At 71.3% G+C, this 24,925-nt stretch carries 20 protein-coding genes; 4 read left to right on the forward strand and 16 right to left on the reverse strand.

Translation table 11 applies throughout. The features are described from left to right. Positions 1–92: 92 nt before the first annotated feature. The 11 genes from ACIBEI_RS39255 to ACIBEI_RS39305 form a co-directional block, all read right to left on the reverse strand. Entirely contained in the window at positions 93–1,112 is a 1,020-nt protein-coding gene (locus tag ACIBEI_RS39255) for an ADP-ribosylglycohydrolase family protein (RefSeq protein WP_398895387.1), read from the reverse strand. Further along, entirely contained in the window at positions 1,109–1,903 is a 795-nt protein-coding gene (locus tag ACIBEI_RS39260) for an NUDIX hydrolase (protein ID WP_398895389.1), read from the reverse strand. Before ACIBEI_RS39260 ends, ACIBEI_RS39255 begins: the two co-directional genes overlap by 4 nt. Before the next feature lie 281 nt (positions 1,904–2,184). Beyond that, complete coding sequence (locus tag ACIBEI_RS39265; RefSeq protein ID WP_398895391.1) at positions 2,185–3,411, reverse strand: pseudouridine synthase; 1,227 nt, start codon at positions 3,409–3,411, stop codon at positions 2,185–2,187. After that, a complete protein-coding gene (gene scpB, locus ACIBEI_RS39270; RefSeq protein ID WP_398895393.1) occupies positions 3,411–4,067 on the reverse strand; it encodes an SMC-Scp complex subunit ScpB in 657 nt (218 codons plus the stop codon). The genes ACIBEI_RS39265 and scpB overlap by 1 nt, the downstream gene beginning before the upstream one ends. Beyond that, on the reverse strand, positions 4,064–5,188 hold the full coding sequence (locus ACIBEI_RS39275) for a segregation and condensation protein A (RefSeq protein WP_398895395.1): 1,125 nt from the start codon (positions 5,186–5,188) through the stop codon (positions 4,064–4,066). The genes scpB and ACIBEI_RS39275 overlap by 4 nt, the downstream gene beginning before the upstream one ends. 18 nt (positions 5,189–5,206) lie before the next feature. Then, positions 5,207–5,782, reverse strand: coding sequence for a hypothetical protein (locus ACIBEI_RS39280; RefSeq protein WP_398895397.1), 576 nt, complete (start codon positions 5,780–5,782; stop codon positions 5,207–5,209). Continuing rightward, positions 5,767–6,903: a ParA family protein gene (locus tag ACIBEI_RS39285; protein ID WP_143635976.1), complete on the reverse strand. Its 1,137-nt coding sequence runs from the start codon at positions 6,901–6,903 to the stop codon at positions 5,767–5,769. The genes ACIBEI_RS39280 and ACIBEI_RS39285 overlap by 16 nt, the downstream gene beginning before the upstream one ends. Before the next feature lie 422 nt (positions 6,904–7,325). Continuing rightward, entirely contained in the window at positions 7,326–8,441 is a 1,116-nt protein-coding gene (ald, locus tag ACIBEI_RS39290) for an alanine dehydrogenase (protein WP_269649383.1), read from the reverse strand. Positions 8,442–8,600: 159 nt separating this feature from the next. Continuing rightward, a complete protein-coding gene (locus ACIBEI_RS39295) occupies positions 8,601–10,691 on the reverse strand; it encodes a tetratricopeptide repeat protein (protein ID WP_398895400.1) in 2,091 nt (696 codons plus the stop codon). Between the two features lie 231 nt (positions 10,692–10,922). Next, positions 10,923–11,549 carry an NUDIX domain-containing protein gene (locus ACIBEI_RS39300; RefSeq protein WP_398895402.1) on the reverse strand — a complete coding sequence of 209 codons (627 nt, stop codon included), beginning with the start codon at positions 11,547–11,549 and terminating at the stop codon, positions 10,923–10,925. 137 nt (positions 11,550–11,686) lie between these two features. Further along, on the reverse strand, positions 11,687–13,354 hold the full coding sequence (locus ACIBEI_RS39305; protein ID WP_398895403.1) for a CTP synthase: 1,668 nt from the start codon (positions 13,352–13,354) through the stop codon (positions 11,687–11,689). A gap of 475 nt (positions 13,355–13,829) precedes the next feature. On the opposite strand from ACIBEI_RS39305, the gene ACIBEI_RS39310 reads away from it, so the two are divergent. The 3 genes from ACIBEI_RS39310 (at position 13,830) to ACIBEI_RS39320 (ending at position 18,865) form a co-directional block, all read left to right on the forward strand. Then, positions 13,830–15,632: a glycoside hydrolase family 15 protein gene (locus tag ACIBEI_RS39310; RefSeq protein ID WP_398895427.1), complete on the forward strand. Its 1,803-nt coding sequence runs from the start codon at positions 13,830–13,832 to the stop codon at positions 15,630–15,632. Between the two features lie 153 nt (positions 15,633–15,785). Beyond that, positions 15,786–17,168, forward strand: coding sequence for an FAD-binding oxidoreductase (locus ACIBEI_RS39315; protein ID WP_398895405.1), 1,383 nt, complete (start codon positions 15,786–15,788; stop codon positions 17,166–17,168). A 50-nt stretch (positions 17,169–17,218) separates the two neighbouring features. Further along, the gene (locus tag ACIBEI_RS39320; protein ID WP_398895407.1) at positions 17,219–18,865 is read left to right on the forward strand and encodes a PucR family transcriptional regulator; all 1,647 of its coding nucleotides are present in this window, start codon (positions 17,219–17,221) and stop codon (positions 18,863–18,865) included. Between the two features lie 22 nt (positions 18,866–18,887). Here the strand turns inward: ACIBEI_RS39320 and ACIBEI_RS39325 are convergent, their stop codons facing one another. The 5 genes from ACIBEI_RS39325 to ACIBEI_RS39345 form a co-directional block, all read right to left on the reverse strand. Further along, on the reverse strand, positions 18,888–20,027 hold the full coding sequence (locus tag ACIBEI_RS39325) for a glycosyltransferase family 4 protein (protein ID WP_398895409.1): 1,140 nt from the start codon (positions 20,025–20,027) through the stop codon (positions 18,888–18,890). Between the two features lie 325 nt (positions 20,028–20,352). After that, positions 20,353–22,095, reverse strand: coding sequence for a DNA repair protein RecN (gene recN / locus ACIBEI_RS39330; protein ID WP_398895410.1), 1,743 nt, complete (start codon positions 22,093–22,095; stop codon positions 20,353–20,355). 253 nt (positions 22,096–22,348) lie between these two features. Next, positions 22,349–23,254 (reverse strand): NAD kinase, encoded by a 906-nt coding sequence (locus tag ACIBEI_RS39335; RefSeq protein ID WP_055618637.1) that lies wholly within the window; start codon positions 23,252–23,254, stop codon positions 22,349–22,351. Further along, positions 23,251–24,066: a TlyA family RNA methyltransferase gene (locus ACIBEI_RS39340; protein WP_055618638.1), complete on the reverse strand. Its 816-nt coding sequence runs from the start codon at positions 24,064–24,066 to the stop codon at positions 23,251–23,253. The genes ACIBEI_RS39335 and ACIBEI_RS39340 overlap by 4 nt, the downstream gene beginning before the upstream one ends. Before the next feature lie 7 nt (positions 24,067–24,073). Further along, positions 24,074–24,388 carry a hypothetical protein gene (locus tag ACIBEI_RS39345; RefSeq protein WP_398895428.1) on the reverse strand — a complete coding sequence of 105 codons (315 nt, stop codon included), beginning with the start codon at positions 24,386–24,388 and terminating at the stop codon, positions 24,074–24,076. Positions 24,389–24,556: 168 nt separating this feature from the next. Between ACIBEI_RS39345 and ACIBEI_RS39350 the strand changes: the two genes are divergently transcribed. Continuing rightward, the gene (locus ACIBEI_RS39350; protein ID WP_359726366.1) at positions 24,557–24,904 is read left to right on the forward strand and encodes an SCP2 sterol-binding domain-containing protein; all 348 of its coding nucleotides are present in this window, start codon (positions 24,557–24,559) and stop codon (positions 24,902–24,904) included. The last annotated feature ends 21 nt before the right edge of the window (positions 24,905–24,925 follow it).

A 24,925-nucleotide genomic window follows, 5' to 3' on the forward strand; every position in this document is an offset into this window, starting at 1 on the left:
GTGGACCGGTGGACCGGTGGACCGGTGGACCGGTGGACCGGTGGACCGGTGGACCGGTGGACCGGTGGACCGGTCGGTCGCCCATCGACCGGTCAGTCGTCCCAGAGCGCCCCCAACGCCATCAGGTCCCCCTGGTACTCGATCCTGTCGGCCCACTCCGTAGGCCATGCATCGGCACCGAGGTACGCCCCTGCGAAAGCGCCGGCGAGGCAGGCGATCGAGTCCGAGTCCCCCGAGGTGCAGGCGGCCCGGCGCAGGGCCGTCACCGGCTCGTCCACGAAGAGCAGGAAGCACAGCAGGCCGGTGGCGAGGGCCTCCTCGGCGATCCACCCGGCCCCCGTGGCCAGACAGGGGTCCGTCTCGGGCGACGGCGACCGCAGGGCTCGCTGAAGCCGCTCCAGGACCTCCAGGCACTCGTCCCAGCCGCGCGAGATGAAGTGCGTCGGCGTCGGGTCCTGGGAACGCGTCCACAGGTCGCCGAGCCAGCGTTCGTTGTAGTGCGTGCGGTTCTCGTACGCGTACGAGCGCAGCAGGCCGACCAGTCCGGTCGGCTCGGCGCCCTGCGCGAGCAGGCGCACCGCGTGCGCGGTGAGGTCTGACGCGGCGAGCGCGGTCGGATGCCCATGAGTGAGCGCGGCCTGCAACTGGGCGGCGCCCGCGCGCTGTTCGTCGCTGAGCCCGGAGATGAGACCGAGGGGCGCGACACGCATGTTGGCACCGCAGCCCTTGGAGTGGATCTGGCTGGCGTCCTGCCAGGGCAGACCCTCGCGCTTCAGCTTCTCGCAGGCGACCAGGCACGTACGTCCGGGTGCGCGGTTGTTCTGCGGCGACTGGTACCAGTCCACGAACTCCTCGCGTACGGGCCGTTCCATCCGCTTGGGCCCCAGCAGACCTCTGTCCATGGCCGTCCGCAGCCCCCGCCCCAGTGCCAGCGTCATCTGCGTGTCGTCCGTGACGTACGCGGGTTTCGGCAGCTCCATCTCCCGCCAGGGCCCGCACTTGGCGAGGATCGACGGCACGTCGTTGAACTCGGTCGGGAAGCCGAGCGCGTCCCCGAGGGCGAGTCCGACCAACGCCCCGGTGGCGGCGCGCTTCCTGACGGTCGTGGTCATGAGGATCGTCCTTCCGACGACGATGACTGTGACGGTGACGGTGATTCCTGGGGCGCCGACGGTGCGGACGCCGACCCCGGAGGGGGCGCCGATGGCGGTCGCAGCAGTGGTGGGTGCAGCGCGGTGGCGTCGCCCGCGCGATACAGCGCGGCAGGCTTCCCTCGGCCTCCGGTCAGCCGGGCCGCACCGGGGATCTGCTCGACGAACCCGGGCGTGGCGAGAACCTTTCGCCGGAAGTTGGGCCGGTCGAGCGCGGTCCCCCACACGGTCTCGTAGACCTGCTGGAGTTCCCCGAGCGTGAACTCCGGCGGGCAGAACGCCGTGGCCAGGCAGGTGTATTCGAGCTTGGCGCCGACCCGTTCATGGGCGTCGGCGAGGATCCGATCGTGGTCGAAGGCGAGCGGCCCGAGCCCGTCGTACGCCAGCCAGCGCGCGCTCGCCGCGTCGCCGCCGCCCCGCGGTTCGGGCGGATCGGGCAGCAGCGCGGTGTACGCCACGGAGACGACCCGCATCCGGGGATCGCGGTCCGGCTCGCTGTACGTGCGCAACTGCTCCAGATGCAGCCCCGAGACGTCCGCAAGCCCGGTCTCCTCGGCGAGTTCGCGCCTGGCGGCCGTCCCGGCGGACTCCTCGGGCAGCACGAACCCTCCGGGCAGCGCCCAGTGGCCCGCGAAAGGCTCCTGTCCGCGCTCGATCAGCAGCGCTTGCAGTACGCCCGCCCGGACCGTGAACACCGCGAGATCCACGGTGACGGCGAAGGGCTCGAAGGCGTATTTGTCGTAGCCCTCCATTGTCCGCTCCTCGTGGCCTGCTGGACGCACGGCCGTCCTGCACCTCGCCGGGCGACAGTCTCTGGACCGGGACCACCCCCGTGGGCCCTGCTCCAACGGCCGCGCCCGGCGAGGGCGTTCCCTTAATGGTCAGTACGACTATAAATAGCGGAACGGGCCGCCACAACCCCCGAACGCACATCGGCCGGCCCCGGGAGATCCCGGAACCGGCCGATGCCGTACAAAACAGGTCTCTAGGAAGGAGACGCTTTTCTCTGGAGGTTCTCCAGAAGCCCAGAGGCCTAGAGGCCGACTTCCTGCATCAGCATCCCGACCTCGGTGTTCGACAGCCGCCGCAGCCAGCCCGACTTCTGGTCGCCCAGGGTGATCGGTCCGAAGGACACGCGCACGAGCTTGTCGACCGGGAAGCCCGCCTCGGCGAGCATGCGCCGCACGATGTGCTTGCGGCCCTCGTGGAGGGTCACCTCTACGAGGTAGTTCTTGCCGGTCTGCTCGACGACCCTGAAGTGGTCCGCCTTCGCGTACCCGTCCTCCAGCTGGATGCCGTCCTTGAGCTGCTTGCCCAGGTCGCGCGGGATCGGGCCCACGATGTGCGCGAGATAGACCTTCTTCACGCCGTACTTGGGGTGCGTGAGGCGGTGTGCCAGCTCACCGTGGTTGGTGAGCAGGATGACGCCCTCGGTCTCGGTGTCGAGCCGCCCGACGTGGAAGAGCCGCGTCTCACGGTTCGTCACGTAGTCACCGAGGCACTGGCGGCCCTCGTTGTCCTCCATGGTGGACACCACGCCAGCGGGCTTGTTCAGCGAGAAGAACTGGTACGACTGCGTGGCGACGGTCAGTCCGTCGACCTTGATCTCGTCGTTCTCCGGGTCGACACGCATGCCCTGCTCGACGACGATCTCGCCGTTGACCTCGACCCGGGACTGCTCGACCAGCTCCTCGCAGGCACGCCGCGAACCGTAGCCCGCGCGCGCGAGCACCTTCTGCAGGCGCTCGCCCTCCTGCTCGGCGCCGGGGAAGGTCTTGGGCGTCTTGACCTCGGGCCTGCCCGCGTACCGGTCGCGGTTGCGCTCCTCGGTACGTGTCTCGTACTCACGGGAGCGCGCGTTCTCCGTACGGCCGCCGCGCTGCTGGCCCTGTTTGGGGCCGCCCTTGGCGCCGCCGCGGGCCGCGCTGCCGCGCCCCGACTTCGGGCCCTCGTGGGTGGCGCCGGGACCTACGTCGTAACGGCGCTCCTCCGGGCGGGGCTTGCCGGCGCGCTTCGGCCTGTCGTCGCGCCCTCCCGCGCTCCGCTGCGGGGAGCCGCCTCCACCGGTTCCCCGGGAATTGCCGCCTCCGCCGGATCCGCGGGGGGCGCCACCTCCGCCGGACCCGCGAGGGGCACCGCCCCCACCGGAACCGCGGGGGCCACCGCCTCCACCGGAGCCGCGAGGGTTACCGCCCCCGCCGGTCCCGCGGGGATTGCCGCGCCCGTTGTTCCTGCCACTGCCGCTGCCACTGCTTCGCATCAAAGTTCCGTCGTCGTCGTGTCGTCTGCATCTGCGTCCGGCGCATCCGGATCGAACGACGGGACCCCTTCCAGCGTCTCTGCTTCGATCGCGTCCGCCTCCGGAAGGAAGGGCGCGAGCTCCGGGAGCTCGTCCAGGCCGCGCAGGCCCATTCGCTCCAGGAAGTAGTTCGTCGTCGTGTACAGGATCGCACCTGTTTCGGGTTCCGCGCCCGCCTCCTCGACCAGACCCCTCTGCAGGAGGGTGCGCATCACGCCGTCGCAGTTCACTCCTCGGACCGCCGAGACCCTGCTGCGGCTGACCGGCTGGCGGTACGCGACGACCGCCAGGGTCTCCAGCGCGGCCTGCGTGAGCCGGGCCTGCTGCCCGTCGAGGACGAAGCGCTCGACGGCGGCCGCGTACTCGGGCCGGCTGTAGAAACGCCAGCCGCCGGCGATGAGCCGCAGCTCGAAGCCGCGTCCCTGGATGGTGTACTCGTCGGCCAGCTCGCGCAGAGCAGCCGCGATCCGCCGCTTCGGCCGCTCCAGGATCTTCGAGAGGTGCTCCACGGTCGCGGGTTCGTCCACGACCATGAGGACGGCCTCCAGGGCGGGCTTGAGGTCGAGATCGGCGACGCCGGGCGGACCCGCCGGGGCCTCGGTGGTGTCCTCGCTCACGCCTTCTCCTCCTTGACCGGTTCCGGCGGCCTGTCGAACTCGTCGGTCACCGTCGGCTGCGCATCCCCGTCCCCGCCCGTCCAGCGCACCACCAGGTCCCCCAGAGCCTCCTCCTGGTCCAGGGAGACCGCCTTCTCCCGATAGAGCTCCAGAAGGGCCAGGAAACGCGCCACGACGGTGAGGGTGTCGTCGGTGTCCTCGACGAGCGAGCGGAAACTGGCCTCTCCGAGTTCCCGCAGCCGGGCCACCACGATCGCGGCCTGCTCCTGCACGCTCACGAGCGGCGCGTGGATGTGGTCGACGTACACCTGCGGCTTCGGCTTGGGCTGCATCGCCTTCACGGCGAGCCTGGCGAATCCTTCCGCCCCGATGCTGATGACGACCTCGGGCAGCAGCTCTGCGTGGTGCGCCTCCAGCCCGACGGTACGGGGGTAGCGGCGCGCCTCCTCGTCGAGGCGCCGGTTGAAGATCTCGGCGATCTGTTTGTACGCCCGGTACTGCAGCAGCCGCGCGAAGAGCAGGTCCCTGGCCTCCAGCAGCGCCAGATCCGCCTCGTCCTCCACCTCGGCGGACGGCAGCAGCCGGGCGGCCTTCAGATCGAGCAGCGTCGCCGCGACCACCAGGAACTCGGTCGTCTGATCGAGATCCCAGTCCGGCCCCATCGCCCTGATGTGCGCCATGAACTCATCGGTGACCTTGGAGAGCGCCACTTCGGTGACATCCATCTTGTGCTTCGAAATCAACTGAAGCAGCAGATCGAACGGCCCTTCGAAGTTGGCAAGCCGAACTTTGAAGACCCCGTCGTCGGGTTCGGCGGGCTCGTGCTCACTGTCCGGCTCGCCCTCGTTGTGGGCAGGCGTTCCGCAGGGCGATGGGGGTCCCCCCGCTCGAGCGAAGTCGAGAGTGGGGGAGGGTGGGCACAACGCCCCACGGTCCGCAGCCGAAGTACCGTCCTCAACCACGGACGGGCTCTCCGCCGAAGGCGGCTCAGGCTCCACCGCAGGCGGCAACACCTCGCCCGGGGGCTCAGGCGGGGCCGCACCCCCAGGCCCCCGCCCCAGCACACGCCGACGGCCACCGGAACCGCCGGAGGCCGTGGCAGGGACGTCGTTCGAGGTCATAGCCGTCGCAGGCTACCGCTACCGCCCGCGCAACCGTCGTACGAGGATGCTCGCGTCCCCACGGGATTCGAGATCCGCGAGCACCACGGCGACAGCCTCCCGCACGATCCGCCCACGGTCGACGGCCAGCCCGTGCTCCCCGCGGAGCACCAGCCGGGCGTGCTCGAGGTCCATGAGCTCCTCGGCGGACACGTACACCGTGATCTTCTCGTCGTGCCGCTCACGCCCGCTCGGGCGCCGCCCGGAGCCACGCCCGCGCTTGCGCGGCTGCGCGCCCGCGGAGGGCCCGGCAGAACCTTCCTGCACCCCCTGACGCCGCCCGGAACGGTCCCCGGCGGCGCCCCGACTCCGGGACTCACCGTCGGGGGACTCGGCGTCGGCGGCGACATGTTCGTCGCCCTCGCCGTCGCCGCCCCGCACAGGTACGGCTTGCGGGGCGTCCTCCCCGGCGGCAGCGGCGTCGCTCTCGCCCGCCGGAGCCGGTACCCGGGCCTCGCCGTTGGCCTGGCGCCTGGGGCTGGACGCCTGAAGCGCCATTCCCCCGGTCGTACGGAACAGTTCGTCGGCCCCCGGCAGACTCACTCGGCGTGACACCGGGCGAGCACCTCCCTGGCGAGCTGGCGATAGGCGGCGGCACCGACGGAGTTGGAGGCGTACGTCGTGATCGGCTCACCGGCGACCGTGGTCTCCGGGAAGCGGACGGTCCGGCCGATCACCGTGTGGTAGACGTGATCGTCGAACGCCTCGACCACGCGCGCGAGCACCTCACGGCTGTGCACGGTCCGCGAGTCGTACATCGTGGCGAGGATGCCGTCGAGTTCCAGCTCGGGGTTGAGCCGCTCCTGGACCTTCTCGATGGTCTCGGTGAGCAGCGCGACACCACGGAGGGCGAAGAACTCGCACTCGAGCGGCACGATCACCTTGTGCGCCGCCGTGAGGGCGTTGACGGTGAGCAGACCGAGCGAGGGCTGACAGTCGATCACGATGTAGTCGTAGTCGGCCATCAGCGGCTTCAGGGCCCGCTGCAGTGTGGACTCGCGCGCGACCTCGGACACCAGCTGGACCTCGGCGGCCGACAGGTCGATGTTGCTGGGCAGCAGGTCCATGTTCGGAACCGCTGTCTTCAGGAGCACCTCGTCGGCCGCCATGCCCCGCTCCATGAGCAGGTTGTAGACCGTGAGGTCGAGCTCCATCGGGTTGACGCCGAGGCCCACGGACAGTGCGCCCTGCGGGTCGAAGTCGACGAGCAGGACCCGGCGTCCGTACTCCGCGAGTGCCGCGCCCAGGTTGATGGTCGACGTCGTCTTGCCGACGCCGCCCTTCTGGTTGCACATCGCGATGATCTTCGCGGGGCCGTGATCGGTCAGCGGGCCCGGGATCGGGAAGTACGGCAGCGGGCGCCCGGTCGGGCCGATGCGCTCACGCCGCTGGCGCGCCGCGTCGGGCGCGAGCGTGGCCGCGTACTCCGGATCGGGCTCGTATTCGGCGTCGGGGTCGTAGAAGTGCCCCTCGGGCAGGTCGTCGTAGTCGGCGAAGTGGGTGCGGTTCTCGCCACTTCCGTTGCCGGCCATGGCGTTCACGTGATGGCCATCCATGCTCTGGTGTGCGGGCTGAGTCGTCCGCGAGGGGTGGAGACTCTGGTGGGCTGCGAAGGTGCGCACAGCAACGGAGCCGACAGCCTCGAGCCCCGTGGGCCTTGAGCCCTGCGCAGGCATTCCTGGTTGACCACCCCCGGGAGTAAATGTCGACTCATTCACAAGTCGTCTTACCTCCTTGGTGACCAGGAAACTTCTAGATAGGTCAGCGTGGCACCATGCCGACGGTTGGCGACTCTATGGCGTGTCACCGGTCCGCAGCAACACAATCCGCCGGACCCGGCCCGATGTGTCGGCAACGGAACACCCCGCTGTCAAGGGCGTAAGGGCGTCGCACGGCAGGTTTCACGGGTGTGCGAAACGGTTCAAGGGTTACGTTCGAGGCGAGTTGAACGAGTCTCGCAAAGTGACTCGACACACATCCGGCCGGACCTTGTGGGACAAGGTCCGGCCGTACGCGCCATGTTGACGACCTGTGTTGACGAATCGCCTTTTATCGGTAGAGAGATCATCCGACGGGTCGGGACAGATCGGTCGTATCGTCAGCCGAGCAGGGTCTCCAGCTCGACGTGCTCCAGCCCGTGCGCCTCCGCGACCTCGCGGTAAACGACCTTGCCGTCATGCGTGTTGAGGCCCTTGGCGAGAGCCGGGTCGCGGCGCAGCGACTCGACCCAGCCGCGGTTCGCCAACTCCACGATGTAAGGCAGCGTGGCGTTCGTCAGGGCATAAGTCGACGTGTTGGGCACGGCGCCCGGCATGTTGGCGACGCAGTAGAAGACCGAGCCGTGGACCGGGAAGGTCGGCTCCGCGTGGGTCGTCGGACGCGAGTCCTCGAAGCAGCCGCCCTGGTCGATGGCGATGTCGACAAGAACACTTCCGGGCTTCATTCGCGACACGAGCTCGTTGGTGACCAGCTTCGGCGCCTTGGCTCCCGGGATGAGCACGGCACCGATGACGAGGTCGGCCTCCAGAACGGCCTTCTCCAGCTCGAAGGAGTTGGACATGATCGCCCGGACCTTGGTGCCGAAGACCTTGTCGGCCTCGCGGAGCTTGTTGATGTCGCGGTCGAGCAACGTGACGTGGAAACCCATGCCGACGGCGATCTGCGTGGCGTTCCAGCCGGAGACACCGCCGCCGATGACGACGGCCCGCGCGGGCTGTGTGCCGGGGACGCCACCGGGGAGCACACCGCGGCCGCCGACCGAGCGCATCAGGTGGTACGCGCCGACCTGCGGGGCGAGACGGCCCGCGACCTCGGACATCGGGGCGAGGAGCGGGAGCGCGCGGCTGGGCAGCTCGACGGTCTCGTAGGCGATCGCCGTGGTGCCGGACTCGACGAGCGCGTCCGTGCACTCCTTGGACGCGGCCAGGTGCAGGTAGGTGAAGAGCGTCTGGTCCTTGCGGAGGCGGTGGTACTCCTCGGCGATGGGCTCCTTGACCTTGAGCAGCAGGTCGGCGGTGGCCCAGACCTCGTCGGCGGTGGCGATGATCCGCGCACCGGCGGCCACGTACTCCTCGTCCGGGATCGACGAGCCGACTCCGGCGTTCTGCTCGATGAGGACCTGGTGGCCGTGGCGCACCAGCTCGTGCACGCCGGCGGGGGTGATGGCCACCCGGAACTCGTTGTTCTTGACCTCGCGGGGGATGCCGACCTTCACGTCGATCACGGTCCTTGGCTCAGAAGGGGTCTGGGGTCATGCATGCCAGGACATGGCCCGACATACCGGCACGCACGGGAGCACACCGGGAGACACCACGAAAAGACGCGGCGGAGCCAGTCTAATGAAGGGATTCCCTCTGTCTAGCCTTTCAATGCATCAATCTTCTTCGGATGTACTACGGATTTCGCAGGCGTTAGCGTCGTGTTCCCTGGTTGACGCGTCCTCTGGGAGCTCGTCACCCAGCATGCGCTCGGCCGCGCCGCGGTGCAGCCCGGCGGCCGCGGGGTCCCCCAGCCGGTCCAGCGTGTCGGCGAGCCGGAGGTGCAGCGCGGCCTGCAGCCGGGTGTCCTCGGCGCGGCGCGCCCACTCGACCGCCTCCTGGCAGGTGGCGAGGGATTCCTCGGGCCGGCCCGCGTACTCCTGCACCCGTCCCATCTCGCTCAACGCCCTTGCCTGACCGGCCACATCGCCGCTCTTGCGGTAGCCGGTGATCGCCGAGCGCCAGTTGCGCAGCGCCTCGCCGTAGCGGCCCGCGTAGGTGTGCGCGGTGGCGATGCGGCCGTGCAGCCGGGCCACGTCCTCGCGCTCGTCGCGCGCGAGCCGCTGCGCGAGGGCGCGCCCGAACCAGTCGGCGGCCCGGTCGTGGTCCCCGAGCTCCTGGTGCGCGCCCCCTACGGATTCCATCGCGCGGCCGGTCGCATACGGGTCGTTCGCCTCGCGTCCGGCGTCCAGAGCGGCCCGGTAGCGGGCCAGCGCACTCCTCGTACGGCCGGTCTGGGCGTCCAGGTCGGCGAGGTTGAGCAGCGCGGCGGCCTTCTCGCGGGGCAGGTCCCGGCGCTCGGCCACGTCCAGGACGAGCCGGTGGATGCCGTACAGCTCGGGCGCCGCCGCCTGCGTACCGAAGTGCGCGACCATCGCTCTGACCAGCGCGGCCATGAGGCGGCGTGCCAGCGTGTCCAGCTCCCCGTCGGCGACCGCGAGCCGGGCCGCGGCGAGCAGCGCGGGCTGCCGGATGCGCAGCCAGTCGGCGGCCGCGCGGGGGTTCGGGAAGCGCAGCGCGCGGGGCATCCCGGCGAGTTTCTCGCGGGCCGGGGAGCTGTCGGTCTCGGTGATGGCGCGGCAGGAGACCAGCAGCCGGACGGTCCGTTCCAGCATCCGGGCGCGCGCCAGCTGGAGTTCGGCCGGTCGGTCCTGGGTCTCGGTGAGCGAGCGCAGCAGCGGCAGCAGACAGCCCGGCACCTCGTACTGCGGCAGGGGCGACTCGACGGACCGGACGAGGCCGAGCTTGGTGAAGTCGTCCAGGGTGGTGCGGGCGGCGCCGACCGAACAGCCGGCCAGCGCGGACGCGGTGTGCGGGTCCACGAGGCCCGCGGGGGCGAGCGAGAGCAGTCGCAGTATCCGCGCGGCGGCCGAGGGCAGGGCCGCGTACGAGAGGCGGAAGACGCGTTCGAGAACGTCGAGAAGACGGCCTTCGTCACCCTCGGTGCGCAGTTGCTTGGCCAGGTCGGCCACGGCCGCCTTGGGCCGGTGGGCCAGCCAGGCGCCGGCGAGGACGAGCGCGGCGGGCTGGGACGCGCAGATCCGCACGAGTCCCTCGGCCGCCAGCGGGTCGACGGTGATGCGTACCGAGCCCGTGTACCGGTCGAGAAGTTCGAGGGCGGACTTGGTGTCGAGGCCGCCGAGGGTGCAGGGCCGGACGTCGGAGATCCCGGTCAGGGGTCCGCCGGAGACGGCGACGACGAGACAGTCCGGGGTCTCCGGGAGGAGCACGTCGACCTGCTCGGCGTCCGCCGCGTCGTCCAGCAGGAGCAGTACACGGCGAGTGGCGAGCCCCTCGCGCAGCCGCTCGGCCAGCTCGTCCTCGCCGGCCCCTGCCGGGGCGGTCAGTTCGAGAGCGGTGAGCAGGTCACGGGCGGTTCGTTCGGTCGCCACGGGTGTGCCGTCGGGCTCGGTGAGCCGGGCCCTCAGGACGCCGTCCGGGTAACTGTCCGCGACCTGCCGTACGAGTTCCTCGGCGAGCGCGGTCCTGCCCGATCCGGGCTTGCCCGCGATGAGCAGCACGCGCGCGCGTGGCGCCTTCCGGCCCGCGAGGGTGTCCAGACCGGCCCGCTCGATGTCGGCCCGCAGTTCCTTCAACTCTCGTGTGCGGCCGAGGAACTGACTCTCCGTGGGGGAAGGCTCGGCAGCCGGGCGCTGCTCTTCCTCCGACACCGCCGTGTCGCCGGCGTCCACCGCCTGATCCGTCACGGGCCACACTCCCGTCCCACTGCACGCGCAAGCCCGCCGGGACTCCGGTCGGGGCGTTTCCAGAGCCTAGTTCACGCTCTGCGACGATCTGTGCCGAGCGCGGCGGGCACGTCCCCCGATCGGATCAGGCGATCGTCACACCGGCGGGGCGGGCGCGTGGGCCCGAGTGGATTCAGGGACGGGCTCAGCAGTGTGTTCGGGAACGGCTTCCGGAGCGGGCGCCGGAGCGGCTCACGCCTCGAAGGGGCGTGCGGGCCACGGTGCCTCGGCCGGGCGCAGGGCGTCCAGGCCGTCGCCCTGCTGCGCCGCGATCAGCGAAAGCACGCCCACGACCAGGCAGTTGTTGTGCAGCTCCCCGGCGAGGACGCCCCGTACCAGCTCGTCGACCGGGACGCGGGAGAGTTCCATGTCGGCCTCCTCGTCCTCGACCTCGAAGCGCTGCCCCTCGGCCTCGGAGAGATCGCGGGCGAGGAAGATGCGCACGGCCTCGTCGCAGCCGCCGGGCGTGGTGAACACATCGGTGAGGACACGCCAGTCCTCGGCCTTCACGTGGGCCTCTTCATAGAGTTCGCGCTGGGCGGCGTGCAGTGGGTTCTCGCCCGGGATGTCGAGCAGCCCGGCCGGGATCTCCCAGAGTTTGTGGCGTACGGGGTGCCGGTACTGGCGGATGACCAGGACGCGGCCCTGGTCGTCGAGGGCGAGGACGGCCACCGAACCGGGGTGGACCTGGTAGTCGCGGTGGACGACCGATCCGTCGGGCATGACCACGTCGTCGGTGCGCACGGAGGTCTTGTTGCCCACGAACGGGGTCTGGGTCGCCCTGACCTCCCACTCCTCGGCGGTGTCCTTGATGGTCATGTCGACTTGTCCTCCCACACGCACGAACCTGCGCCCAACGACTCGGCGCCCAACGGAAATACGCCCACCAGAAGCCCTACGAAACCGGGGCACGCGTCTCGAAAGACGCGCACCCCGGCAACCGTACAACCCGCGTGCTACTTGGCCGTCTTGCGCTCCACAGCGGCCTTGACCAGGCCCGCGAAGAGCGGGTGCGGCCGGGTCGGACGCGAGCGCAGTTCGGGGTGTGCCTGCGTCGCGACCAGGTAAGGGTGGACGTCCCGCGGGTACTCCACGTACTCCACGAGCTTGCCGTCCGGGGACGTCCCGGAGAACTGCAGGCCGGCCTTCTTCTCCAGCTCGGCACGGTAGGAGTTGTTCACCTCGTAGCGGTGGCGGTGACGCTCCTCGACGTACTCCTTGCCGTCGTACACCTCGCGCACGATCGAGCCCTCGGCGAGCTTGGCGGGGTACATGCCCAGGCGCATCGTGCCGCCCATGTCGCCGTCGCCCGCGACGATGTCGAGCTGCTCGGCCATGGTGGAGATGACCGGGTGGCCGGTGGCGGAGTCGAACTCGGTGGAGTTGGCGTCCGGGATGTCGGCGAGGTTGCGCGCGGCCTCGATCACGATGCACTGCAGGCCCAGGCAGAGACCGAGCAGCGGGATCCTGTTCTCGCGGGCGTACTGGATGGCGCCGACCTTGCCGGACACACCGCGGTCGCCGAAGCCGCCGGGGATGCAGATCGCGTCCACGTCACCGAGCTGCTTCGCGGCGCCCGCCGGGGTCTTGCAGTCGTCCGAGGTGACCCACTTGATCTTCACGCGGGCCTTGTTGGCGAAACCGCCGGCGCGCAGGGCCTCGGTGACCGAGAGGTAGGCGTCGGGCAGGTCGATGTACTTGCCGACGAGCGCCATGTTGATCTCGTGGACCGGGCGGTGGACGCGGTCCAGCAGGTCGTCCCAGATCGTCCAGTCCACGTCGCGGAACGGGAGGTCGAGCTTGCGGACGACATAGGCGTCCAGGCCCTCGGTGTGCAGGACCTTCGGGATGTCGTAGATGGACTTGGCGTCGATGGCCGCGACCACGGCCGCCTCGTCGACGTCGCACATCAGGGAGATCTTGCGCTTGATCGCGGTGGGCACCTCGCGGTCGGCGCGGAGCACGATCGCGTCTGGCTGGATACCGATGCTGCGCAGAGCCGCAACCGAATGCTGGGTCGGCTTCGTCTTCAGCTCCCCGGAGGGGCCGATGTACGGAAGGAGCGAGATGTGGACGACGAACACATTGTCGCGACCGACCTCGTGACGGACCTGACGAACGGTCTCCAGGAACGGCTGCGACTCGATGTCGCCGACCGTACCGCCGACCTCGGTGATGACCACGTCGACGTCGTCGGTGGCCATGCGGCGGATGCGGTGCTTGATCTCGTTGGTGATGTGCGGGATGACCTGCACGGTGTCGCCGAGGTACTCGCCGCGCCGCTCCTTGGCGATGACCGTCGAGTAGACCTGCCCGGTGGTGACGTTGGCGGAACCGTCCAGGTCGACGTCGAGGAAGCGCTCGTAGTGGCCGATGTCCAGGTCGGTCTCGGCGCCGTCGTTGGTGACGAACACCTCACCGTGCTGGAACGGGTTCATGGTGCCCGGGTCGACGTTCAGATACGGGTCGAGCTTCTGCATGGTGACCCGCAGACCCCGCGCCTTGAGCAGCGCGCCCAGGCTGGAGGCGGTCAGACCCTTCCCGAGGGAGGAAGCGACACCCCCGGTGACGAAGATGTGCTTGGTCGTCGTGGCTGTGCTGCTTCGGAAAGCAGCGGGCGGCATGGCCAAGAGGGGGCTCCCGTGGTCGCGGTGTCTGGTGCGGTACGGCTCCCCGACCCGGAGGATTCCGGAGGTGCCGTCGCTGCGGTTCGGGGGTCCCTTTTCCTGCCGGGGCGCCCACCGGTCCACGGGCTACCAGGGTATCAGCGACAGGGCGAGGCCGCTTCCGGCCACGCTCTGCACACGGCTCGACACGGACCACAGTCGTGCTCACTCGTTCGGCTCAGACGGGTTGTCGGGAGCGGCGCGCGGATCATCAGCGTGCGTCGTATCCTGCTCGGACGATCGCTGCCGAGTCAGGCCGGCAAACGGCACCACCCACGCCCGTCGCCCGGAACTTCGAGAGCTCGTCAGTTCGTTTCGCTACGACATCACCACGACAATTGACGTCGCGCGACGACGATTTACATACGTTCCCTTGACCGCAAAGAGCGACCGCCCCTCGGGGGGCGACGTGGCCGTTCGACTGGAGTTGCACGTGGCCGGGCGCATCGAAGACTACGCACTAATCGGAGACATGCAGACAGCCGCGCTGGTCTGCAGGGACGGCACGGTGGACTGGCTGTGCCTCCCCCGCTTCGACTCCCACGCCGTCTTCGCAGGACTTCTCGGCACGGAGGAACATGGGTTCTGGCGGCTCGGTCCGGCGCACGCCGCCGACGCCGCACCGCCCACCGCTGTCCGCCGTCGCTACCGCGGCGACTCGCTGATCCTGGAATCCGAGTGGGACACGTCACGCGGCACCGTCCGCGTGACGGATTTCATGCCTCCGCGTGACGGCGCGCCGCAGCTGATCCGGATCGTCGAGGGCGTCACCGGACGCGTCCCGATGCGCTCCGCGCTGCGGATGCGTTTCTCGTACGGGCGTGTGGTGCCCTGGGTGCACAAGCACGAGGGCCGGACGGTGGCCGTCGCGGGGCCCGACTCGGTGTGGTTCGACACCGAGTGCGAGACCTACGGCAAGGCCCTGACGACGTACTCGGACTTCACGGTCGCCCCGGGTGACCGGATCGCGTTCACGATCTCCTGGGAGCCCTCGCACAAGCAGCCGCCCGCGCTGCCGGAGCCGGAGGCCTCCCTTGAGGCCACCGAGGAGTTCTGGCGCGAGTGGGTGGACCAGTGCACGTACCACGGGCCCTACCGCGAGGCCGTGGTCCGCTCGCTGATCACGCTGAAGGCGCTGACGTACGGGCCGACGGGCGGCATCGTCGCCGCGCCCACCACCTCCCTGCCGGAGGAGATCGGCGGTGTCCGCAACTGGGACTACCGCTACACCTGGCTGCGTGACGCGGCGATCACCCTGTCGTCACTGCTGCGCACGGGCTACCGCGAGGAGGCGCGTGCCTGGCGCGAGTGGCTGCTGCGCGCGGTCGCCGGCGACCCGGAGAACCTGCAGATCATGTACGGCATCGCGGGCGAGCGGGAGTTGGGCGAGGCGGAGCTCCACTGGCTTCCCGGGTACGAGAATTCGGGGCCCGTACGGGTCGGCAACGGCGCCGCGGGGCAGCTCCAGCTCGACGTGTACGGCGAGGTCACCGAAGCCCTGCACCTGGCCCACATGACGGGTCTGGCCCGCAACGACTACGCCTCGCTCCTCCAGCTCAAGCTGATCCGCTACCTGGAGGACCACTGGGACGAGCCGGACGAGGGCATCTGGGAGGTGCGCGGCCCGCGCCGCCACTTCGTTCACTCGAAGGTGATGGCCTGGGTCGCCGTCGACCGGACGATCAAGCTCATCGAGTCCGGCGACGCGGACGGCCCGCTGGAGAAGTGGCGCGAACTGCGCGACGACATCCACCGGGACGTGTGTGAGAAGGGTTACGACAAGGAGCGCAACACCTTCACGCAGTCGTACGGCTCGAAGGAGCTGGACGCCTCGCTGCTGCTGATCCCGCAGATGGGCTTCCTGCCGCCGGACGACAAGCGCGTGATCGGCACGATCGAGGCCATCCAGCGCGAACTGTCCACGTCGGACGGCTTCATCCTGCGCTACCCGACCTCGGGCGGCGACGAGGGCGTCGACGGTCTGCCGGGCGACGAGGGCGCGTTCCTGGCCTGTTCGTTCTGGATGGCGGACGACCTCGCGATGATCGGCCGCGTGGACGAGGCCCGCAAGCTCTTCGAGAAGCTGCTGGCCCTGCGCAACGACCTCGGTCTCCTCGCCGAGGAATGGGACCCGCGTCTGCAGCGCCAGGTCGGCAACTTCCCGCAGGCGTTCAGCCATGTGCCGCTGATCGACACGGCACTGAGGCTGACGGCCTCCGGGGCGTACGGAGGCTGACCGGAGGTCCGACACGAGGGCCGTCACGAGGCCTGTGCGGCTGCCCGCGGGTGGCCGCACGGCGGGTCGGCCCGCGGGCTCGGCGCGACCGACGGCCCCCACCCGCCTACGCTGGAAGCACCTACATGCCCCTGCTCCGGAAGGGGGGCGGCCATGGCTTCCCTCTCGAAGGCGGGCGCGGCGCTCGCCGCACTCCGCGAGGATCTGGCCGGTGACGTGCTCGCCCCCGACGATCCGGGGTACGACGAGGCCCGGGCGGTCTTCAACGCGATGATCGACCGGCGGCCGGCGGTGATCGCGCAGTGCGCGAACGAGGCGGACGTCGCCAGGTCGGTGCGGTTCGCCCGGGACCTGGATCTGAAGATCGCGGTCCGCGGCGGCGGCCACAGCGTGGCGGGCATGGCCCTGAACGACGGCGGTCTGGTCGTCGACCTGCGCCGGATGCACGAGGTGACGGTCCATCCCGGAGCGGCGGCGGTACGCGTCGAGGGCGGCGCGACGATGAGCCACATGGACCGCGCCACCGAGCCGCACCACCTGGCGACCACCGGAGGCCGCGCCTCGACGACCGGGGTCGGCGGTTTCGTGCTGGGCGGCGGAAGCGGCTGGCTGGAGCGGAAGTTCGGGCTCGCGATCGACAACCTGCTCGGCGTCGATCTGGTGACCGCGGACGGCTCGACGGTCCACGCGAGCGCCGAGGAGAACCCCGAGCTGTTCTGGGCGCTGCACGGCGGCGGCGGGAACTTCGGCGTCGCGACCGCGCTGACCCTGCGACTGCACGAGCTGCCCGAGTTCGCGATGGCCATGCTGCTCTACCGCCCGGAGTCCGGCCCGGAGGTGGCCCGCGTCTTCCGCGAGATCATGGAGACCGGGCCGGTGGAGGCGGCCGGCGGCGTGCTCTACATGACGGGACCGCCCGAGGAGTTCGTCCCCGAGCACCTGGTCGGCACGCTGCTGTGCGGGGCCCTCGTGACCTACGCGGGCGGCGAGGAGGACCTGCGCAAGACCGCCCAGCCCCTGCTGGCGCTGCCGCACGAGGTCGAGATGGTCACGGCGATCCCGTACGCGGACCTCCAGTGCATGATCGACGATCCGCCGGGGATGCGGAACTACTGGTCGGCGGAGTACCTGACGGGCGCGCCCGACGAGCTCCTGGACGTCTTCTGCGCCCGCGCGGACACGATGCCCGTGCCCACCGGAACCCAGCACGTGCTGTTCCCGCTGGGCGGCGCGGTCGCCGACGGCCCCCGCGAGTACCCGGTGCCGTACCGGGACTCGCCCTGGGCCGTGCACCCGTTCGGCATCTGGGAGGACCCCGCGGACGACGAGCGCTGCATGCGGTGGGTACGGGACGTCCGTGCCGACGTCCGGCCGTGGAGCACCGGGGCGGTCTACCTCAACTTCATCGGCGACGAGGGCGAGGACCGGGTGGAGGCGGGCCTGGGCGCCGAGAACACCCGGCGGCTGGCGGCGGTGAAGGCCCGGTACGACCCGGACAACGTGTTCCGCTTCAACCACAACATCGCGCCCTCGTAGGCTCTGTCCGGCGCGTCGCGGCAGGTGGAGGACGAGGTAGCGTCCGCGTCATGGACAGCCGTATCGACACGCCGGACACGCACGGTGGCGGGATCACCGTGCAGCGGGCCCTGGAGCTTCCCGGGCTGCGCGGCGGCCTGCCGGAGATCCTCGCGGGCGCCGACCGGCTGGACCGCACCGTGCGCTGGGTGCACGCGGGCGAGGTACCGAACATCGCGTCGCTCCTGAAGGGCGGCGAACTGCTCCTGACCACGGGGTACGGGCTCGGCACCCGCCCCGCCGACCAGCGTGCCTTCGTCCGGACGCTGGCCGAGCGCGGCATCGCGGCCCTCGTCGTGGAACTGGGCACGCGCTTCACCCGGCTGCCCGCGGCCCTCGTGGAGACGGCCCGCACGGCCGGTCTGCCGCTGGTCCAGCTGCACCGCGAGGTGGCGTTCGTGACGGTCACCGAGGAGATCCACACCGAGATCGTCAACGGCCACTACGCACTGCTCCAGCAGGCCGAGGAGGTGCACCGGCGCTGCACCCAGGCCCTGCTCGGCGGAGGCGGCATCCCCCAGGTCCTCGGCATCCTGGCCGACTTCAGCGGCAACCCGGTCTTCCTGGAGACCCCGGACGGTCAGCTCCTGTACGCCGCCGGGACCGGCCCCGCGAACGCCGACCCGCTCCAGGTGTGGGAGGGGCTGCGCGGCCAGCACCAGGAGGACCCGCCGACGGGGGCGGTCCTGGTGGAGGTGCCCGGCGGCGGGCCCGGCACCGGTTCGGTCCGCGCCCGGCTCGTCCTGCTGCCCGTGAACGCCCCTCACTCCCCGCTCGCGCCCGTGCACCGGATGGCGGCCGAGCAGGCCGCGGGCATCCTCGCCGTGGTGCTGATGCAGGCCCGCCAGGAGGAGGAGCTGGCGGCGCGCGGGCGCGGCGACTTCCTCACCGACCTCGCCGAGGGCCGCATCGCCGCCGAGGACGCGCCCGCGCAGGCCCGGGTACTCGGCTTCAAGCCGGGTCCGGGGCCGCTCCTCCCGGTGGTGATGCGGCTCGCCGACGGGCTGTCCCCCGGCGGGGGCTGGGCCGTCCTGGCGCGCGCGGTCGCCGAGGAGCTTGCCTCGGTGGGGGTGCCGGTCCTGCTGGGCGTACGCCCCGTCGAGGGCCGCGTACCGCTGTTGCTGGGGCTGCGCTCGGAGTCCGAGCGGTCGACGGTCGCGGACCGGGTCGCGGCGGCGCTGCGGGCCGGTGTGGAGCGGGCGGGCATGCAGCGGCCCGGGGCGCAGCCGCCGGTCGTGGTGGTCGGCGTGGCGGGCGGCTGGGCGGCCGCGTCGGCGGGCCTGCGGCACGCGGCCGAAACGGCCACGGCGGCCCAGGGGCTGTCCGACCGCCCCTGGTACGACGCCCGCCGCCTGGACATCGACCTGCTGCTGTGGCGGCTGCGGGACCACCGGGACCTGGCCGCCTTCGTGGACCGCGCCATCGGCCCCCTCCGCGACCACGACAACCGCTCCAAGCCTCCGCTGCTGCCCACCCTGGAGACGTATCTGGCGCACGCGGGCCGCAAGGCGGAGACCGCGCGCGAACTGCACCTCAACCGGCAGACGCTCTACAACCGGCTCGCGAGGATCGGGGAGCTGCTCGGGACGGACCTCGACGACCCGCAGACGGTACTGGCCCTGAGCCTGGCGCTGAGGGCCCGCAGACTCGTCCCGTAGGGCGAGGCCCCAGCGTCCGGGCCTACGGCAGCGGCAACGGCTTGGTCAGTTCGTCGTACACGCTGAGGACCTGGGCCACCGTCTCGTCCTCGGTCGGCCAAGTGGCCACCTGGAGCGTGCCCTTGTCCCTGAGGTGCTCGCGGCGGGCGGGGTCGGCGAGAAGCGCCTCGACGGCTTCGGCGAGCGCTTCGGAGTCCCCGTGCGGGACGAGTTCGGCCGCGTCGCCGACGAGTTCGGGGATGCCTCCGGCGGCCGCCGCGACGAGCGGCACGCGCGCGTGGAGGGCCTCCTGGGCGAGCACCGAGCGCGATTCCCAGCTGCCGGGCAGCAGCGCGAGATCGGCGGCGGCCAGCAACTCCCCGATGTCCTCACGCGGACCGACGAGACGCACGGGCAGCCCCTCGTTCACGATGCGCCGCTGGAGTTCACCGCGCAGCGGCCCCTCACCCGCGATCACGAGCAGTGGTACGGGATCGAGCCGCCGCCACGCACGCGTGGCGTCGAGCAGCGTGTCGTACCCCCGGTGCCGGTCGAGGGAGCCGACGGCCATCAGCAACGGCCGGTCGGTCGCGCCGAGTTCGGCACGCGCCTTGGGGCGCAGCCGGTCGACGTCGTCGCCTTCGGCGAGGGGCCGGCGCGGGGCGGGCAGCGCGACCGCGGCGAGCCGCGCGTCCCGGGCGCCCCTGCTGCGGGCCCGGTCCACGAGGTCGGACGAGGATCCGAGGACCACGGACGCGGCCCTGGCCACGCGCCGTTCCAGCAGGCGCAGCAGATGCCCCCGGGCGCCCTCGGCGTACGGGCGGGAGTGCAGGGTGACGACGAGCGGGACGCGCCGTCCGCTGAGCGCGAGCGCGGCCCGCAGCGCGGAGTGCAGTCCGTGCGCGTGCACCAGGTCGGCGTCCGCGCAGGCCGCCCTCAGCACGGCCATGGAGGTCGGGTCGTTCCGCCTCGGCACGTGCACGTGGTCGGCCCCGACGCCGCTGAAGTCGTAGGTGTGATCCGCCGTGGCAGGGGCGCACACGGTGACCCGCACGCCCCGGGCGACGAGCCCCGACGTCAGCGACCGCACATGGGCACAGCTGCCCGCGCTGCCGCCGCCGAGCACTTGGACAGTACGCAGCGGCGACTGTCCGGGCGGTGAGTGGCTGCTCACGTGGATCACGTGGCCGGGGCTCCTGGTTCGGCGTCGGGCGGTCACGAAGAAAAGTACAGAAGGAACGGGCGGTGGGGGTGTACCGCCCGGGGTCCTCTTCCAAGGATGCCAGGGCTCGCGGGAGTTACGGACCATCGAGGGGGCTGGGGTGGTGGTGGGTGGCGTGGTGGGTGGCGCGCCGGGGCGGCGAACCGTCACTCACATGAGTGACGGGGTCCGCGGGGCGCACAAGCGTCTCGCAGCGGAGCGCCACAGAGCCCGCAGCCGCAGCCGCAGCCGCAGCCCCAGTCCTCCGAGCGGCTGCCCGTCAACGGCCACCCGTCACCGTCAACGACTACCTGTCGGCCCGAGCCGTCGCCAGCAACTCCTCCGCGTGCGCCCGCGCCGTCTCCGAGTCCTCCTGCCCGGCCAGCATCCGCGACAGCTCCCGCACCCGCTCCTCGCCCTCCAGGACCTTCACCCCGGACCGTGTGACCGACCCGTCGTTGGTCTTCTCGACCAGCAACTGCCGGTCGGCGAAGGCCGCCACCTGAGGCAGATGGGTGACGACGACGACCTGCGCGCTCCTGGCGAGCTTGGCGAGCCGCCGCCCGATCTCGACCGCGGCCTTGCCGCCCACACCCGCGTCGACCTCGTCGAAGAGATACGTCGGCACCGGATCCGTACCCGCGAACACGACCTCGACGGCGAGCATCACGCGCGACAGCTCACCACCGGACGCCCCCTTGGCGATGGGCCGCGGCGGCGCCCCCGGATGCGGGGCGAGGAGCAGTTCGACCTCGTCGACGCCTGCGGGCCCGTACGAGACCGGGCGGCCGCCGACCTCAACGCCGTCCGGATCCTCGGTCTGCCGGATCTCGAACGACACGCGCGCGTGCGGCATGGCGAGCGAGGCGAGTTCGGCGGTCACGGCGGCGGCGAACCGCTCGGAGGCCTCCGTACGGGCGTCCGTCAACGCCTGTGCCAGCCCACCCAGTTCGGCCCGCAGCGCGTCCCGCTCGGCCGTCAGTTCGCCGAGCCGATCGTCGTCGCCGTCCAACTCCAAGAGCCGCGCGACCCCTTGTTCCGCCCAGGTCAGTACCGATCCCACGTCCTCGCCGTACTTGCGGGTCAGCGCGGTGAGCGCGGCGCGCCGCTCCTCGACCGCCGCGAGCCGCAGCGGGTCGGCGTCGAGGTCGTCGGCGTATCCCGCCAGCTCCCCCGCCACATCGCCCAGCAGGATCCCGATCTCCCCGATGCGGCCGGCCAGCGCGCCGAGCGCCGCGTCGTGGGACCGTACGGCCTCCAGGGCCCGGTGTGCGCCCGCGACGAGTGTCGTGGCGTCGATGCCCTCCGGGTCCTCGGGATTGCCCGCGAGGGCGCCGTGCGCGGCCGTGGCGGCGGAGGCGAGCGCCTCGGCGTGCCCGAGCCGCTCGGCCTCGGCTGCCAGCTCGACGTCCTCGCCCGGGCGCGGCTCCACCGCGGCGATCTCGTCGAGCCCGAAGCGCAGCATGTCGGCTTCCTGGGCACGCTCCCGCGCGCGGGTGGTGATCTCGTCCAGTTCGGTGGAGATGGCGCGCAGCCGTCGGTAGGCGCCCGCGTACTTGGCGAGCGGCACGGCGACGGCGTCGCCCGCGTACCGGTCGAGGGCCTGTCGCTGGCGGGACAGCTTGAGCAGCCCCTGCTGGTCGGTCTGGCCGTGCACGGCCACCAGGTCGTCGGCGAGTTCGGCGAGCAGCCCCACCGGCACGCTGCGCCCGCCCAGGTGCGCGCGTGAGCGCCCCTCGGCGGAAACGGTACGGCTGATGAGCAGCACGCCGTCGTCCAGCTCGGCGCCGGCCTCCTCGGCCCGTACGACGGCCGAGGCGCCGTCGGGTACGGAGATCCGCCCCTCCACGACCGCGTTCTTGGCCCCGATCCGCACGAGGGCCGGGTCGGCGCGCCCGCCCAGCAGCAGGCCCAGGCTGGTGACCACCATCGTCTTGCCCGCGCCGGTCTCACCGGTCACGGCGGTGAAGCCGGGTGACAGCTCGACGACCGCGTCGTCGATGACTCCGAGCGACCGTATCCGCATCTCCTCCAACACGGACATGACCATACGAGGTTTCCCCCACCCGGCGCGACGCCGCCCCAGTCCCTGGTGCGGTTGACCGAATTGCCCGTACCTCGACTGCGGGCGCGTGGGGGTTGCTCGCGCAGTTCCCCGCGCCCCTCAACAGCAGGGGCTACCGCCCCCTGAAGACGAAAGACAGGGGCGCAGCCCCGTCTTTCAGGGGCGCGGGGAACTGCGCGACCAGCCCCCACCGGCCCGCACCAAACCAACAACACATCCCCCGCCCCCTGCGGAGCCCTCAGTGGGGAGCACCCCTCCAACCCGCCACCGGCAACGCGAACTTGGCGACGAGCCGATCGGTGAACGACGCATGGTGCAGCCGCGCCAACCGCACCGGCACGGCCCCCCGCCGGACCTCCACCCGCGCACCGGGCGGCAGCTCGATCGTGCGGCGGCCGTCGCACCACAGCACCCCGGGCGGGATGTGCGGCAGGACCTCCACGGCCAGCACCGAGTTCGGCGAGGTCACCAGCGGCTTGGCGAAGAGGGCGTGCGCGCTGATCGGCACCATCAGCAGCGCCTCGACCTCCGGCCACACCACGGGCCCGCCCGCGGAGAACGCGTACGCCGTCGAACCGGTCGGCGTCGACAGGACGATCCCGTCGCACCCGAACCCGGTCACCGGCCGCCCGTCGATCTCCAGCACGACCTCCAGGAGCTTCTCGGCCCCCGCCTTCTGCACGGCGGCCTCGTTGAGCGCCCAGTCCGTGTGGACGACATCGCCGTTGCTGTGCACGACGACGTCGACGGTCATCCGCTCCTCGACCTCGTACGCCTTCGTCACCACCCGGTCGACGACCTTGTCGAGGTCGTCGCGCTCGGCCTCCGCGAGGAAGCCGACACGCCCGAGGTTGACGCCGAGCATGGGCACCCCGGAGGCGCGGGCGAACTCGGCGCCGCGCAGCAGCGTCCCGTCACCGCCGAGGACGATCAGCAGCTCACACCCGTCGAGGCACTCCGGTGTCGCCTCCTTGACGAGCTCCACACTCTCCGGAAGCGGCAGATCGGCCGCCTCCGCCTCCAGGACCCGTACGCCGAGACCGGAACGCACCAGCCCCTCGACGACGAGCTCGGCACTGCGGATGGCCGCGGGCCGTCCGGTGTGGGCGAGCAGGAAAACAGTACGAGCTCGGGTCTGTGTCAACGCGGCCCCTCCGCCACTGCACGGTCAACGTCGGCCGGGTCCAGTGCGGGTGCCCCGGCACGCAGCCACAGAAAGTACTCGACATTCCCCGAGGGCCCGGGCAACGGACTGGCCGTCACGCCGTTCACCCCGAGTCCCAGTTCCCCCGCCTGCCGGGCCACGCCACGCACGGCGTCCGCCCGTAGCTCGGGGCTGCGGACGACTCCGCCGCTCCCGAGCCGTTCCCTGCCCACCTCGAACTGCGGCTTGACCATCATCACCAGGTCGGCTCCGGGCGCCGCGCACCGCACAAGGGCGGGCAGCACCAGGCCGAGCGGGATGAAGGACAAGTCACCGACAACAAGATCCACCGGCTCCCCATCGATCGCCTCCAACGTCAACTCGCGTACGTTCGTACGGTCCTTGACGGTGACGCGTTCATCACTCTGAAGAGACCAGGCCAACTGCCCGTATCCGACGTCCACGGCGACGACGTGGGCGACGCCCGCGCGCAGCAGCACATCGGTGAACCCGCCGGTCGAGGCGCCGGCGTCCAGAGCCCGCCGCCCCTCGACCGCCAGGCCGAGCGGAACGAAGGCCTCCAGCGCTCCGGCGAGCTTGTGGCCGCCGCGCGAGACGTAGTCGGGATCGTCGTCGTCCTGGGTGACCAGGATGGCGGCGGCGGTCTCCACCTGGGTGGCGGGTTTGGTCGCGAGGGTCTTGCCGACGGTGACCCGCCCGGCGGCGATCAGCTGTCCGGCGTGCTCACGCGAGCGGGCGAGTTTACGTCGGACCAGCTCGGCGTCGAGGCGGCGTCGTGCCACTCCTGCCACGTTCGGTTCAGCTCCTGTTGCTGTTGCTGTCGTTACTGCTGCCGTACGGCGCAGGGGGCCCCGGAGGTCCCGGGCGGGCGTCGAGCGCGGTGAGCGCGTCGCGCAGCCCCCTGTGCACATCCTCGTACACCTCCACATGGCCGTCCGTGGCGAGGTGGTCCACATCGGCCAACCGGTCGAGCTGGGCGTCGACCTCGGCGTTGCCGGTGGGCGTACGCGGCACGAGGAGGGGAGCGGGGGCGGCGGGATCGTCCTCGGGTTCCGCGGCGGGCCCGGCCTCGGCCTGAGGTCCGGGCTCGCCTTCGGGCCCGGGCCCGGCCATGGCCCCGGGGTCCGCGGACGGCACCGGCACCGGCTCGGGCGCGGGGTCGGCCGGAGTCCGGGCCTCCGCGCCGAAGGGTCCTGCGTCGCGGGCCCCCGTCTCCGGGCCGGTCATGGAGTCGCTCATGACCCGACGCTACCGCGAAGCGCTGGGGTACCGTCGATCGCGATGGCCACGATTGAGGAGTGCCGCAGCGCACTCGACAAGCTCTCGGACAACATGGCGGGCGCGGACGGCGACGTACGCAGCGCGGCGGCGTTGGACCGCTCGCTGAGCTGCCATATCACCGACCTCGACATCACCTTCGTAGGCCGTCTCAAGGACGGCCGTATCGAGGTGCTCGACACGCTCCAGGGCCCGCCGCCCGACAAGGCCGAGATCCGGCTCACGATGACCGGCGACGACCTGGTCGCGATGGTCGACGGCGAGCTGAACTTCGCGAAGGCCTGGGGCTCGGGCCGGGTCAAGCTCGAAGCGGGCCTGCGTGACCTGCTCCGGCTCAGAAAGCTTCTCTGAGCCGGGCCGCGCCCCGTCAGG

The organism is Streptomyces sp. NPDC050988, from assembly GCF_044456225.1.
In the GTDB taxonomy this organism is placed as follows: domain Bacteria; phylum Actinomycetota; class Actinomycetes; order Streptomycetales; family Streptomycetaceae; genus Streptomyces.